This is a genomic window from Psychroserpens sp. Hel_I_66 (genome assembly GCF_000799465.1).
GTDB lineage: Bacteria > Bacteroidota > Bacteroidia > Flavobacteriales > Flavobacteriaceae > Psychroserpens.
The window spans coordinates 2,154,765-2,168,884 of sequence record NZ_JUGU01000001.1; the positions used below are offsets into that span (position 1 = coordinate 2,154,765).

At 34.7% G+C, this 14,120-nt stretch carries 12 protein-coding genes; 2 read left to right on the forward strand and 10 right to left on the reverse strand.

Going from position 1 to position 14,120, the window contains the following annotated elements:
- The first annotated feature begins 2 nt into the window (after nucleotides 1-2).
- Nucleotides 3-719, forward strand: a complete 717-nt coding sequence (locus tag GQ40_RS09700) for a glycosyltransferase family 2 protein (protein ID WP_047547878.1) — start codon at nucleotides 3-5, stop codon at nucleotides 717-719.
- On the opposite strand, the gene GQ40_RS09705 is transcribed toward GQ40_RS09700, so the two are convergent.
- The 8 genes from GQ40_RS09705 to GQ40_RS09740 form a co-directional block, all read right to left on the reverse strand.
- Nucleotides 714-1,292 carry a phosphatase PAP2 family protein gene (locus GQ40_RS09705; protein WP_047547879.1) on the reverse strand — a complete coding sequence of 193 codons (579 nt, stop codon included), beginning with the start codon at nucleotides 1,290-1,292 and terminating at the stop codon, nucleotides 714-716. The genes GQ40_RS09700 and GQ40_RS09705 overlap by 6 nt on opposite strands.
- Nucleotides 1,292-1,519, reverse strand: coding sequence for a hypothetical protein (locus GQ40_RS09710; RefSeq protein ID WP_047547880.1), 228 nt, complete (start codon nucleotides 1,517-1,519; stop codon nucleotides 1,292-1,294). The genes GQ40_RS09705 and GQ40_RS09710 overlap by 1 nt, the downstream gene beginning before the upstream one ends.
- Nucleotides 1,520-1,566: 47 nt before the next feature.
- A complete protein-coding gene (locus tag GQ40_RS09715) occupies nucleotides 1,567-2,940 on the reverse strand; it encodes an MATE family efflux transporter (RefSeq protein WP_047547881.1) in 1,374 nt (457 codons plus the stop codon).
- A 323-nt stretch (nucleotides 2,941-3,263) separates the two neighbouring features.
- A complete protein-coding gene (locus tag GQ40_RS09720) occupies nucleotides 3,264-4,367 on the reverse strand; it encodes an ATP-grasp domain-containing protein (RefSeq protein ID WP_047547882.1) in 1,104 nt (367 codons plus the stop codon).
- 44 nt (nucleotides 4,368-4,411) lie between these two features.
- On the reverse strand, nucleotides 4,412-5,359 hold the full coding sequence (locus GQ40_RS09725; protein ID WP_047547883.1) for an NAD(P)H-dependent flavin oxidoreductase: 948 nt from the start codon (nucleotides 5,357-5,359) through the stop codon (nucleotides 4,412-4,414).
- Complete coding sequence (locus GQ40_RS09730; protein WP_047547884.1) at nucleotides 5,360-6,964, reverse strand: S8 family serine peptidase; 1,605 nt, start codon at nucleotides 6,962-6,964, stop codon at nucleotides 5,360-5,362.
- A 62-nt stretch (nucleotides 6,965-7,026) separates the two neighbouring features.
- Nucleotides 7,027-8,232 (reverse strand): tRNA 2-thiouridine(34) synthase MnmA, encoded by a 1,206-nt coding sequence (gene mnmA / locus GQ40_RS09735; RefSeq protein ID WP_047547885.1) that lies wholly within the window; start codon nucleotides 8,230-8,232, stop codon nucleotides 7,027-7,029.
- A 78-nt stretch (nucleotides 8,233-8,310) separates the two neighbouring features.
- Nucleotides 8,311-9,015, reverse strand: coding sequence for a toxin-antitoxin system YwqK family antitoxin (locus GQ40_RS09740; RefSeq protein WP_047547886.1), 705 nt, complete (start codon nucleotides 9,013-9,015; stop codon nucleotides 8,311-8,313).
- A gap of 84 nt (nucleotides 9,016-9,099) precedes the next feature.
- Between GQ40_RS09740 and GQ40_RS09745 the strand changes: the two genes are divergently transcribed.
- The gene (locus GQ40_RS09745) at nucleotides 9,100-10,116 is read left to right on the forward strand and encodes a fasciclin domain-containing protein (RefSeq protein WP_047547887.1); all 1,017 of its coding nucleotides are present in this window, start codon (nucleotides 9,100-9,102) and stop codon (nucleotides 10,114-10,116) included.
- 382 nt (nucleotides 10,117-10,498) lie between these two features.
- Here the strand turns inward: GQ40_RS09745 and yidC are convergent, their stop codons facing one another.
- A complete protein-coding gene (yidC, locus tag GQ40_RS09750; protein ID WP_047547888.1) occupies nucleotides 10,499-12,406 on the reverse strand; it encodes a membrane protein insertase YidC in 1,908 nt (635 codons plus the stop codon).
- Between the two features lie 69 nt (nucleotides 12,407-12,475).
- Nucleotides 12,476-14,116: a CTP synthase gene (locus tag GQ40_RS09755; RefSeq protein ID WP_047547889.1), complete on the reverse strand. Its 1,641-nt coding sequence runs from the start codon at nucleotides 14,114-14,116 to the stop codon at nucleotides 12,476-12,478.
- Between the last annotated feature and the right edge of the window lie 4 nt (nucleotides 14,117-14,120).

The window sequence follows — 14,120 nt, forward strand, 5'->3', positions numbered from 1 at the left end:
AAATGGATTTTAAATTCACCATTCTTATTCCCGTTTATAATGAAGAGGCTAATCTAATTCCTGTTGAAAAAGCACTTACCAATTATTTAAAAAACGCTTCTATTCTAACCAAAGTCTTATTTATTAATGATGGCTCTAAAGATTCCAGCCAAACCATAATTGAGGATATCTGCGGAAGAAACCCAAACTTTGATTGTATTCTTTTATCTGAAAATTACGGTCTAAGTGCTGCTCTTAAAGCTGGGTTTGATCATATCACTACTCCACTTGTTGGCTATATGGATGCAGATTTACAAACCACTCCCGAAGATTTTGAACTGCTTTTAGCTCATATTGACGATCATGCAATGGTTACTGGAATTCGCTCAAACCGAAAAGACAGATTAATAAAAAATGTCTCCTCCAAAATTGCAAATTACATTCGCAGGTTATTTACCAAAGATGGCATTCAAGACACTGGTTGTCCATTAAAAGTAATGCATACCAATTATGCTAAAGCCATTCCCATGTTTAAAGGTTTGCATCGTTTTCTTCCTGCGATGATTCTTTTACAAGAGGGCACGGTAAAACAAATTTCTGTTCGTCATTTTCCTAGAGTTGCTGGAAAATCAAAATTTGGTTTAAGAAAACGTTTAGTAACACCATTTATAGATTGTTTTGCCTATCTATGGATCAAAAAAAGAACAATAAATTACAAGATTAAAAAAAGTAGTTTATAATTTTTTAGTCTGAAATCTCGACTGGATATACTTATCTAATTTATAAAACATAAATCCAGATACACCTCCAAATAACATACCACTCAATACGTCTAAAGGATAATGAGCCCCTACGTAAATCCTGCTATATCCCATTAAAGCTGCCCATACTATCAAAATAGGAAGCATGTATTTATATTTACTTCTTAGCATTAAACCAACAAAAAAGGCAAGTCCCATTGAGTTACTTGCATGACCAGAGAAATAACCATATCGTCCACCACAGGTTTTCCTAACAAGACGCATTACCTCTGCCACACCATCTTCATAGCATGGTCTCAATCTCATAAAACCATCTTTAAATAAATTTGTGACCTGATCTGTAAATGTGATCATTAATGCTATTGTTACCAACGTAAGTACAAACATTTTTGAATCCAGCTTTTTATACATTAAATACCCCAATAATGCATAGAATGGGATCCAATGCAGTTTAGCTGTATAGGTCAGCCAAAAAGCGTCCCAAAACACGTTTCCCATTCCATTTAAATAAATAAATAATTCTTGGTCGTATTCTATAAGTTGCTCAATCATTAGTCGTCGTATCTTGAAATTTCCCTGTCATAAAAATCGGTCGCTGCTTGGATTAAATTTTCAGCTTCGCTTTCAATTTCTTTTTGATCATGTTCATCAAACTCCTCAAACCATTCTACCTCATCGTCTTCAAGGTTGATTATAAATCGTGGGAAATCTGTATGAATCACATAGATTGCGTTGGGATGATCTGTGTTATCGCCGAGAATGAATTTAGGTAGTTCCATGTTAGTTTTACAAATATCTTAGTTTAAAGCGGTAAAGTTATAAAATCTTATGACTCTCGTATCAATCGTTTGGTCAAATAATTAAATCTGATAAACAATAGTATTGCAGCTGTGGTTAAACCAGCCAATAAACCCATCCAAATGCCAAAACTGCCATAGGCTTCTTCTTTTCCGAAGTAAAAACTTACAGGAAAACCGATTACCCAATAGGAGAAAAAAGTAATAATCGTAGGAATCTTAACGTCCTGCAATCCTCTCAAGGCACCTAAAACCACAACTTGAATGCCATCACTAATTTGAAAAATCGCTGCTGCAATCATCAATTTTGCAGCTATTGAAACCACTTCTGTATTATCAATCAAGTTTTTGGTATCATCATAATCTACATAGAGTTTTGGCAACTCATTATGAAATATAAAAAAGAATCCACCAAAAAAAACGGATAATATCACCGCCAATAAAAATATAGAAAATGCAATTCTTCTAAGCTCTTTAAATTGGTTCAAACCTTTTTGGTTACCAACCCTAATCATCGATGCAACGCTTAATCCCATAGCGACCATAAAGGTCATTGATGATAAGTTAAGTGCGATTTGATTTGCTGCTTGTGGGTTTTTACCCAGCAAACCACTCAACCAAATCGCTGCTGTAAAAATCGCAACTTCAAAGAACATTTGCATAGCGCTTGGAGTACCAAGACCAATCAATTTTTTCATCTTAAATGAATCTAAAACAAAAATCTTAATGTTTGTCACATAAGCCTTAGACTTCTCTTTCATTTTTAAAAGCCACCAAAGGTGTGCTACCATCACAAAACGTGAGATCAATGTCCCGTAGGCTGCTCCAACGATGCCAAATTCCGGAGAACCAAATTTCCCAAAAATTAAAATGTAATTGAGAACCACATTCACAATATTAGCCAAAAGGGTGGCATACATGGGATATCTAGTTAAGGACAACCCATCACTAAATTGTTTAAAAGCCTGAAAAACAATTAAAGGAATTAAAGAAAAAGCAACCAAATGTAAATAAGGGATTGCCAAATCAACCACCTCAACTGGCTGTTTCATCATGTAAAGTAGTGGCTCTGCCAAAAATACCGTGAGAAATAAAAGAATCCCCAAAATGGTGCAAAGAAAAAGACCATGTTTAAAAAAGGATTTTCCTTCTGAAAAATTATTCGCAGCATCTGCTTCTGCTACTAAAGGCGTGATCGCTGTCGAAAAACCAATACCTATAGACATCGCTATAAACATAAAGCTATTGCCAAGTGAAACTGCTGCTAATTCTGCAGTTCCCAATTGACCAACCATTACATTATCAACAAAACTAACAAACGTATGACCAAGCATCCCTAAAATAACTGGAGCTGCTAATTTGAAATTGTAATTAAATTCTTTGGTGTATTGTGATAATATCAATGATATGGATTTTAAAAATGCAAATTTATAGTAATAGAATATTACATTGATTAACTATATGCGATTTTACATTAACAAAAACACAATTGTTTGAAAACTAAAAAGTTATAAACTTAAATTGTTGATAAGTTGAAAGAAATTTCCTTACAGTAATCCGACAAAACGATTAATTTTACGGTTATAAATACCTTATTGTAGTAGGTTTGGTATTTGGGGTAGAAACTTTTTTAGCTATTATTTTAGAGGGATTTAAAAATATTATTGTTAAAAAACGTTTCTTGCAAAAAGAGGCTTTGTCCTCTTTTTGCTTTTTATACTCATTACTAAAAACGTCTTACCAACCAGTCTCTAAATCTATGAAACGTTGGCAAAGGATCTTTAATAAATGTTTTTGTCTCTGTATTATTTAACAAATAGCTTCTTTTAAATACAAATAAAGGGTTTCGCCTAACTGTTTTAATAACTCCTTTTAATCGCATATAATGAAAAGATTTGTAATCAATTTTTGGCAATTCTTCTCCCATTGCTAAAGAAATTACTAAATGCGGAAAATTCACTCCTGCAAATTTAGAGGCCTCTATACTACCCCAAAATCGAGCATTAATTTCAATTAATTTGTAATTATTTGCTTTTTCATCATAACGCATATCCAGATGTGCAATTCCAGACCAATTGAGCTTGTTCATTATCAATTTTACGGTTGCAAGAAGGTGTTCATTTTGCAAAAAATCAAAAGCTAATTGAGGCGCAAAAGTTGTATCTCCTTGAAGGTTTCCCTTTTGAATGGTATATACCAACACCTCACCATCTTGACACAATACACTACAGTCAATATCATAACCCTTAATATAATCTTGGATAAACAAACCGTTATGTGCACGTTTTAAATGTTGGATAAGGCTTTCTTCGGAATTTACCTTTATTATTCCCTCACCACCTTTTTGATGAAGTGGTTTGATAAGGAGTGGAAAATTAATTCCTGAAATTTTATTCTCCAGATCAATTTCCGAAGAAATAAAATAAGATCTTGGGTGTGGGATCTCATGCTCTTTTGCGAAATTGCTCAGTCTATATTTATCTATGGCAATCTCATAATCCCTTAATTTTGGCCAAGGAATTATTTTTGTGTTTTTATAAATATCTTGCTTATGCTTAATAAAAAAAGTGATTTCCTTTTCAGCAATTGGTAAGATGACATCAATTTTGTTTAATTCAATTTCAGCATTGATAATCTCTACCCAACTGTCATCTGCTGGTCTCTCGTGAAATTTATAATACGATGTGTATCTTGAATATTTGGAGGCTGTTCGTTTTGTATTGGATAATACAAATAAATTATAATTCTCAATTTGAGATAAACAATGTATGACTGATAATGCCCAAGTACTATCGCCATCTGGGATTAAAACATTACGCTTTAAAGTCATGAATTACTGAGAGTCAACATTAATACCAGCCAAATATACTGTTTTTACAATGTAATGTTTTGAGATTGTTTTTTGGCGTAATTAAATTCTGAAATAAGATCCTCAACAATTTGGGCAGCAGGTTTGATATCGTGAATTAAACCTGCAATTTGACCAATTTCCAATTCGCCATCTTCTAAATCGCCTTCAAACATGCCTCGTTTTGCTCGTGCTCTTCCCAACAGTAATTTTAAATCGTCGACACTTGGAGATTTTTTATACAATTCTTGAAGCTCGTCGAAAAACTTATTTTTCACTAATCTCACTGGAGCCAATTCTTTTAAGGTTAACTGCGTATCGCCTTCTTTAGCATCTACTACTACATTTTTGAATGCTTCATGAGCAGAAGATTCTTCACTGGCTACAAACCGACTTCCAACTTGAACTGCATCTGCACCTAAAATCATTACAGCCAAGATGGCTTGTCCTGTTGCAATGCCACCAGCTGCAATTAATGGGATTTCTAATTGTTCGCGCACCATTGGGATTAGAGTTAGTGTCGTCGTTTCCTCTCTACCATTATGTCCTCCTGCTTCAAAACCTTCGGCAACTACCGCATCAACGCCAGCCTCTTGAGCTTTTAAAGCAAATTTTACGCTACTCACCACATGAACAACGGTAATCCCTCTTTCCTTTAACCAAGAAGTCCAGGTTTTAGGGTTTCCTGCGGAAGTAAAAACAATTTTTACCTCTTCTTCTACAATGATGTTCATGATCTCCTCAATGTTGGGATACAGCATAGGCACATTCACTCCAAAAGGTTTGCTCGTTGCTTTTTTACATTTCTTAATATGTTCTCGCAACACATCTGGATACATAGATCCTGCGCCAATAAGTCCTAAAGCACCTGCATTGCTTGCTGCTGAGGCTAACTTCCAACCACTGTTCCAGATCATACCTGCCTGTATGATTGGATATTTGATTTTAAAAAGATTAGTAATTGAATTACTCATTTATGATTTTATAAGTTTAAATGTTTTTGAAGCATTTCCAGATTGAAACGTCATCACGTAAATTCCAGATGCCATTGATGATACATCCAATTGGGAAGACATATCTGTAATATTTAATTCTAAAACAGATTTGCCTAAAACATCATAGATTTTCAAAGTTGTAATATCATTTGCTGACGGGATTTGGATATTTAGAATATCAACCGCTGGATTAGGATACACCTTAAATTCAAAAAAATCTTCTTCTTGTAATGACAATCCAATATCCAAAGCTAATTGAAGATCTGGGATCCCATAGCCTATAAGAAAATCTGGTGTTGTATATTGGGATGCAGACATTCTCACATAATCTTTAATCTCTTCATTGGTAGCATCTGGTAGAGCTTGCCATAGTGAGGCAATACCTCCTGCCATTATTGGAGAACTAAAGGATGTTCCATTATTATTTATGATGGTATTAGTATTATCAACCACAAAAGACGCTAGACCTTGTGCTGCAACATCAGGTTTCTGTGTCGCTTGAAAGTTGCTCCCTTGTGAACTAAATCCTGCATAATTACCATTTGCATCTACTGCTGCAATGCTGAGAACACCAGTCCCATCTGCTGGAGCTCCAACTCCACTTGATCCAGAGTTTCCTGCTGAAGTCACCACCAAAATCCCTTTTTCGTTAGCAATATTTGCGCCTCTTGTTATAAATGTTGTATTGCCATCCAAATCTTCATTTGTATGCGTGTATGCAGGGTTTTGATAGGTTTTATATCCTAAAGAGGTATTAATAATGTGAACTCCCAAACTATCACTCCGTTCTGCAGCCTCCACCCAATAGGCTTCCTCAACTGGAGTTTCACTGGCAACATCCTCAGTTAAAAATAAGTAATATGATGCGTCTGGTGCAGTACCAACAAATTGATCTTGTATAAAACCAGCCATATCACTGAGTACTTTTGTACCATGATCATTAGCAGAAAACGCATAGACATTATCATCACGACGCACAAAATCATAACCATCCAATAAATCACCATTATCCCGCAAACGCTGAAATGCTCCCATTGTATCTACATTTGGAAATCCAGAATCCAATACTGCAACAATAACGCCTTCACCCGTATAATCTTGAAGATGCAACGCATCTGCATTTATCATCTCTACCTGGTTGAGCGTATTTCCGTAGTTAAAAACAACTTCATTATTTTCTATAGCAAATTTATCTTCGGAAACATCAACTCTCGACATATTTAGGCTTTCATCTGCAAATTCTACAGAATCCACAAAATCAAAATCATCAACCAAAGCATTGATATCTTCTTCACTACCACGAACATAAACCGAATTGAACCATTTGGATTTCGCGAAAACTGTAACACCCGTTTCTGGAGATTTAAGCATTGTAATATAACTTTCATTTACAGGAACATCGCGTTCGTCTATAGCGATACCATTAGCGGTTTTTCGATCGATAGCTTGTTGTGTAAGAATTGAAATGGGGTTTGCAATCGAGGCTTCAATATTCTCTTTTTGATTAAAATAAACCCATGCATCTTGCTGGGCAAAAGCAGCGAATTGAAAGCATACGATACCAATGAATAGGATTTTTTTCATAACAATTGTTTTTTATCATTACGACGAGCAGGCAATAATGATTAAGATTTCTTTACTGCAATTTATGAAATTACTCCCGAACCTACTAATTCGTCATCAAGATACCAAGCGACGAACTGTCCTTCGGTTATTGCAGATTGTAGATTTTCAAATTCAACAAAAAGTCCATCTTCCACCTTGTGAAGCGTTGCGTTTTCAAGTGCTTGTCTATAACGGATTCTTGCTTTAACCTGCATTGTTGCTCCAACCTTGAGTTCTAAATCTTCACGCACCCAATGCAATTCTTCATTAGTGACAAAAAGTGCTCTTTTATATAATCCAGGATGGTTTTTTCCCTGACCAGTATAAATTACATTTTCGTCAACATCTGTATCAATTACAAAGAGTGGTTCTACCGTACCACCAACTGCGAGTCCTTTTCTTTGGCCTTTTGTAAAATAATGTGCACCTTGGTGTTTGCCCACTATTTTTCCGTCGGAAATGGAATATTTGATTTTTTTGGTTAACTGTTGAAGTTCTTCAGCTTTAGTTTCAAATTTAAAACTTTCAGCATCATAAAAATGATGTTCAGCAGGAATTTCTACGATAACGCCTTCTTTAGGTTTAAGCTTTTGTTGCAAAAATTCTGGTAATCTTACTTTGCCTATAAAACAGAGTCCTTGTGAATCTTTTTTATCTGCAGTTACCAAATCAAGTTTTTTTGCTATGTCTCTAACTTCTGGTTTTGTTAGTTCACCTATTGGAAACAATGATTTTTCAAGTTGTTTTTGAGATAACTGACATAAAAAGTAGGATTGATCTTTATTGTTGTCAATTCCTCCTAATAAATGGTAAGTGTGTTTTGAAGTACCATCTACCAAATTTATTTCCGAAGAGACATCTTTTCTGCAATAATGGCCTGTTGCAACATAATCTGCTCCCAGGTCTAGCGCAATTTTCATAAAGACATCAAATTTGATTTCCCTATTGCAAAGTACGTCTGGATTTGGAGTTCTTCCTTTTTGATATTCATCAAACATATAGTCGACAATACGCTCTTTATATTGCTCGCTTAGATCAACTGTTTGAAATGGAATGCCTAATTTCTCTGCCACTAACATGGCGTCATTACTATCATCTAACCAAGGACACTCATCTGAAATAGTGACTGAGTCATCATGCCAGTTTTTCATAAACAAGCCAATGACTTCATAGCCTTGCTCTTTTAATAAATAAGCTGCAACACTAGAATCTACACCTCCCGAAAGTCCGACAATTACTCTTTCCATTTTGCAAAATTAATAAATAAAAATAGCAACATGAGTGATGTTGCTATTATAATTAACTATAATCTATATTAGTTTTAGCTATTGTTTAATTGGGTTTTTACTTCGTTTGGTATGATCTGTAGTTTTAACAAGTTTTCCGTTTTCATAGTATTTCCAGTAACCATGTTTTAGATCTTTTCTATAAGTACCTTCTGCCTCAATGTTTCCATCAACATTATAGTATTTTGAAATTCCATTTAATTCATCGTTTTCGTACATGAATTCTTTTAAGATTTTTCCCTCTTTTGAATACCATATTGATTTACCGTTTAACTTACCATCTTTGTAGTTTGCTTGCTCTGCAGTAGTTCCGTCAGGATAAAATACTAGTTTTTCTCCTTCTAGTTTTCCATTATCATTGTAAAATTCTGTAGACATTATAGCATTATTTTTATTATGGTAATATGTCCATTTACCAATATAATTTTTACCATCCATTTCACCTTCGCTAATCAATTTGCCCGTGGATGATAAAAATTTAACTTGAGCTTTATCATTATTGTCATTAAAAACTTTGGTTGCACTTAAGACACTAACGCCTTTATTAAGTCTATAAAAATTAAATGTATCAATTTCCTTACCGTGATCAAATTGCCCTTGATATCGCAATTGCTTGGTTTTATCAAAGTACTTTTTCCAAACTCCGTGGCGTTTACCAGCACTATCTAATTGATTAATAGCTTCTTGAGAATAAGAATTTACAACGAAAATTGTTAAAATATATATAAATAAATAGTACTTCATCTAGATTTGTTTATTCTTTTAATAAATTTGTTGAACAGACTAATTTTTTATTAATAGAATATTCACAAACAAAAACTCAAAAAAATGAAAATTATTTCAAAAAAACTCAAATTCTTGCCTTTAATTTTACTGGCTCTTGTCATAACATCATGCAGTAACGATGATGACAATACAATAACCACTCCAACCCAATTAAATATTGTAGAAACTGCGAGCGCAACTTCAAACCTATCTAGTTTGGTCGCTGCACTTCAAGCAGCAGATGGAAATCTAGTAGACCTTTTAAGTGGTAATGGTCCATTTACAGTTCTTGCTCCAACAAATGCAGCATTTACTCAATTTTTAAATGCGAATGGATTTGATACTTTAGAAGATGTACCAACAGATGTTTTAGAACAAGTATTACTTAACCATGTTATTTCTGCAGATTTATCTTCAACAGATTTAACCAACTTAGGTGATGGATATACTAGAACAAATGCAGATAGCCCTAGTAATCTTAAAATGAGCATCTACTTTAATACCGCTAATGGTGATGTGAGATTTAATAACGTATCAAGTGTAACAGCTGGAGGTGCAGATATTGAAACCTCAAACGGGACAGTACATATTGTTGACGCTGTTATAGGATTACCAACAATCACAACATTTGCAACTGCAAATCCAAATTTTAGTGCATTGGTTGCTTCTTTAGCAGAAGCAGATAATTCTGACGCTAATCCAATGTTGATACCTACATTATCGGGAGCTGGAAGTTTTACGGTATTTGCTCCTTTAGATTCTGCTTTTACAGCTTTATTAGACAGTAACGATGACTGGAACACTCCTGCAGACATTGACGATGCATTATTAAATAACGTTTTAACACATCACGTCATTGCTGGTTCGATTATAACTTCTGGAGATTTAACAGACGGTGCTTCACCAACGATGCTAAACGGACAGAATATTACCATCAATCTTCCGGGAACCGGATCTAACATTGCAGATGTAACCGATGCTGCTGGAAATACAGATATTGGAGTTGTAGTGGTCGATGTACAAGCTACAAATGGTGTAATCCACGCATTAAACAAAGTGATGTTACCATCCGTAGATTAATAAAAATATAAGTTCATATTTGATTAATAGCAAAATAAATTAGACCGAACTTATTATTGAAAGCCTTTAAACAATCTGTTTAGAGGCTTTTTCTATGACCTTATCTCTCGCTATCAATTGGGATGTATCTTTGGAAATGGAACTCAAATGAATAGTTCATCATAGAAATAGAATACCTCTAAAACATTCCAACTATTTAGTTAATTACTGTTTCTAAAAAAACCATACAATCCCTTAAAATAGAATCATTTAATATACCAGTATAAAGCTGTTTAATGAGTTGATATTTCCGAAGTAATGATACATTTATTCCATCTTTAATAAACAAAAAAAGAGCCCTTAGAAAAATCTAAAGGCACTTTACTATTTATTAAGCAAATTATTATTTCTTTCTCTTATTTTGAGTTTGCTTTTGCTGCTCTGCCTGTTCCATCATTTCAGCCATTTTCTTCTGAAATTTATTCTGTTTTTTAGGCTTTGTTTTATTCACTTGTATCTGCGCATGAATTTTATCTTCATCCAAAATATAGTTTTTGATCACCAACATGATACCAATACTAATTAAGTTAGAAATAAAATAATACAAACTTAATCCAGATGCATACTTATTGAAGAAAATAAGCATTAAAATAGGAGAAAAATAAATCATATACTTCATGATTTTACTCATATCTGGCATACCTTCTTGCGTTGGCTGCGATGCCATTTGTTGACCTGTGGTCATTTTCATATAAAAGAAAATCGCTATGGCTGCCAAAATTGGGAACAAACTCACGTGACTACCATAAAATGGAATATTAAACGGTAAATAAGCAATAACATCATATGATGATAAATCGTCTGCCCATAGGAAACTTTTTTGACGTAGTGCAAAGGCTGTTGGAAAAAACATAAACAGTGCATAAAATACTGGCAACTGTATTAAACCAGGCAAACAACCAGCTAATGGGCTTGCGCCAGCCTTATTTTGAAGTGCCATCGTTTCCTGCTGCGCCTTCATTTTATTATCTTTATGCTTTTCTCTTATAGCATCTAGTTCTGGTTTTAAAACCTTCATTTTTGCTTGAGACAAAAACTGCTTGTACTGTACGAATGACATTAATAGCTTAATCAATATCGTCATAACAATAATTGCGATACCATAAGGTAAAAAGCCACTTAAAAAACTAAACAATGGAATAAACAACGCTTTGTTGATCCATCCAAAAATTCCCCAACCAAATGGGATACTTTCTTCTAACTGGTAATCATATTCCTTTAAAATCTTACTATCTGTTGGACCAAAATATAATTTATAGTTATTGCTAGCCTCTCCATTTGTAAAGGTCAAAGGTAATTTTGAGCTATATTGTTTTGTGAACAAAGTATCTACCTCTTCATCCTCAACTAAATCATTTGAAGAAATCGATGCATTTTTAAAAGGTTGGTCTGCAACCAAGATGGTACTAAAAAAATGCTGTCTGAATGATAACCAGCGTAAATCTTCAATCACCTCTTCATCGTCGCCATTCTGTGCCAATTTATCAATTTTCCCTTCATCGTACATATATGTTAATCGCGTGTAACGATTCTCATAAGTGATACTTTGATCGTGACGATAGGTCTTTAATTTCCAATCTAAATCTATTTGTTGCGAACTATTGACAACCTGACTCAAGCCTTTTGATACAATTGAAAAATCAATCATGTAATCATTTGGCTTGATCTCATACCTATATTCTAAATATTGAGATGCAGACGCCTTAAATTTCATAGAGACCACAGTGTTATCACCATTTTTGGTAACTGTAGGCTCAAAATATTTATCTTGGGTATCTAGAATTCTATTATCTGTTGTTGGGAGAGTAATATTGAAACTCTCATTACCGTCTTGGATTAAAGCGATCGGGACAGAATCATAATCCACAAATTTTTTCAGAATAACTTCAGAAAGAAATCCACCCTTATTACTAAACTTAAGATCTAGAACATCGGTTTGAACTGTTGTAAAATCATCTGTCGCAGATGGTAAGGTTGATGAAAACGCAAATGCTCCCAACTTACTTTTCAATGCTTCAAGCTTAGTCGAGTCTCCTGGATTTGGTGCTGTAAAATCTTCTGCAGTAGTGACTTTAGTGTCTTGCTTGGTTTGTTGAGCTTCAGCTTTTTTATTAGCTTCAAGTTGCTCTTGCTTTTCTTTTTCAGCTAATTCTTCTGGTGTAGGTTGATTTTTCCACATCATGAAGAGTAATATTCCGAAGATAAGTACAAAACCTATAATCGATTTTACGTCGAATTTTTTTTCTTCCATATTATCTATAAAAAATTTCTCTGGTTAGTTAGAGAGGATGCTCACTCGATATCAAAAAGCTATCCATTATTATTTCTGTGCCAAAGTGACACTTTTGGTATTTATTTTATAATCTAGAGCTGCTTTTACAAACGATACAAAAAGAGGATGTGGGTTTGCAACGGTACTCTTATATTCTGGATGGTACTGTACACCAACAAACCAGTTATGTGCTGGGATTTCTATGATTTCTACCAAGCCTGTTTCAGGATTTAAACCTGTAGCTTTCATGCCAGCTTCTTCAATTTGCTCCCTGTAATCGTTATTAAATTCATAACGATGCCTGTGTCTTTCTTTAATATCGACCTTATTGTAGATCTGTTTTGCTAGACTGCCCTCTAACAATTGACAATCCCAAGCACCCAATCGCATTGTGCCTCCTTTATCTATAATTGATTTTTGGGATTCCATGAGGTTGATGACTGGATATGCGGTGTGTTCATCCATTTCGGTAGAGTTTGCCTTCTCCAATCCCAATACGTTTCTAGAGTATTCAATGACTGCCATTTGCATGCCTAGACAAATGCCTAAAAACGGAATATTCTGTTCGCGAACATAGCGTACTGCTTCGATTTTTCCTTCAATACCACGTTCGCCAAAACCTGGAGCCACCAAGACACCATGCAAATGTTTTAATTTTTCCGAAGCATTATTTTTAGTTAAATATTCAGAATGTATGGATTGCACGTTGACCTTGACCTCGTTCTCTGCACCTGCGTGAATGAATGCCTCAAGTATAGATTTGTAAGAATCTTGAAGCTCAACATACTTACCAATTAAACCAATAGTGACTTCACCTTTTGGATTTTTATGGCGTAACAAAAACTGATTCCATTGTGTTAAATCTGGCGCTTTGCTTTTCAAGTCCAGTTTTTTTAGAACAACCGTATCCAAGCCTTGCTGGAGCATTAAATTTGGTACATCATAAATTGTTGATGCATCAATAGATTGAATGACTGCCTCTGGACGTACGTTACAGAATTTTGCTAGCTTATCTCTTATTTCTTCTGGGAGCTCATGCTCTGTCCTGCAAACGAGAACATCTGCCATGACGCCACTTTCCATCAGGGTTTTTATACTGTGCTGGGTTGGTTTGGTTTTTAATTCTCCTGCTGCAGATAAATAAGGAATTAGCGTTAAATGAATTACGATGGCGTTGTGCTCTCCCAAATCCCATTTTAACTGTCTTACTGCTTCCACATAAGGCAAGGATTCTATATCACCAACAGTTCCTCCAATTTCTGTAATAACAATATCATAATCACCAGAATTGCCCAAAATTTGAACTCGGTTTTTAATCTCGTCTGTAATATGAGGAATCACCTGCACGGTCTTACCCAAAAACTCGCCACGACGTTCTTTATCAATGACACTTTGATAAATACGACCTGTTGTTACGTTATTAGACTGGCTTGTTGGCACATTTAAAAAACGCTCGTAATGACCAAGGTCTAAATCGGTTTCTGCACCATCATCTGTGACGTAACATTCACCATGTTCATACGGGTTTAAAGTACCTGGATCAACATTAATATAAGGGTCTAATTTTTGAATGGTCGTTCTGTAACCTTGAGCCTGTAAGAGTTTGGCCAAAGATGCTGCGATGATACCTTTTCCTAGGGAAGAAGTAACACCTCCTGTTACAAAGATGTATTTTGTGTTAGTTGTCATGTTG

Excerpts from the sequence above, each read along its gene's own strand:
- GQ40_RS09700 (WP_047547878.1), top strand. The coding sequence starts at position 3 with ATGGATTTTAAATTCACCATTCTTATTCCCGTTTATAATGAAGAGGCT.
- GQ40_RS09705 (WP_047547879.1), bottom strand. The coding sequence starts at position 1,292 with ATGATTGAGCAACTTATAGAATACGACCAAGAATTATTTATTTATTTA.
- GQ40_RS09710 (WP_047547880.1), bottom strand. The coding sequence starts at position 1,519 with ATGGAACTACCTAAATTCATTCTCGGCGATAACACAGATCATCCCAAC.
- GQ40_RS09720 (WP_047547882.1), bottom strand. The coding sequence starts at position 4,367 with ATGACTTTAAAGCGTAATGTTTTAATCCCAGATGGCGATAGTACTTGG.
- GQ40_RS09725 (WP_047547883.1), bottom strand. The coding sequence starts at position 5,359 with ATGAGTAATTCAATTACTAATCTTTTTAAAATCAAATATCCAATCATA.
- GQ40_RS09730 (WP_047547884.1), bottom strand. The coding sequence starts at position 6,964 with ATGAAAAAAATCCTATTCATTGGTATCGTATGCTTTCAATTCGCTGCT.
- mnmA (WP_047547885.1), bottom strand. The coding sequence starts at position 8,232 with ATGGAAAGAGTAATTGTCGGACTTTCGGGAGGTGTAGATTCTAGTGTT.
- GQ40_RS09740 (WP_047547886.1), bottom strand. The coding sequence starts at position 9,015 with ATGAAGTACTATTTATTTATATATATTTTAACAATTTTCGTTGTAAAT.
- GQ40_RS09745 (WP_047547887.1), top strand. The coding sequence starts at position 9,100 with ATGAAAATTATTTCAAAAAAACTCAAATTCTTGCCTTTAATTTTACTG.
- yidC (WP_047547888.1), bottom strand. The coding sequence starts at position 12,406 with ATGGAAGAAAAAAAATTCGACGTAAAATCGATTATAGGTTTTGTACTT.
- GQ40_RS09755 (WP_047547889.1), bottom strand. The coding sequence starts at position 14,116 with ATGACAACTAACACAAAATACATCTTTGTAACAGGAGGTGTTACTTCT.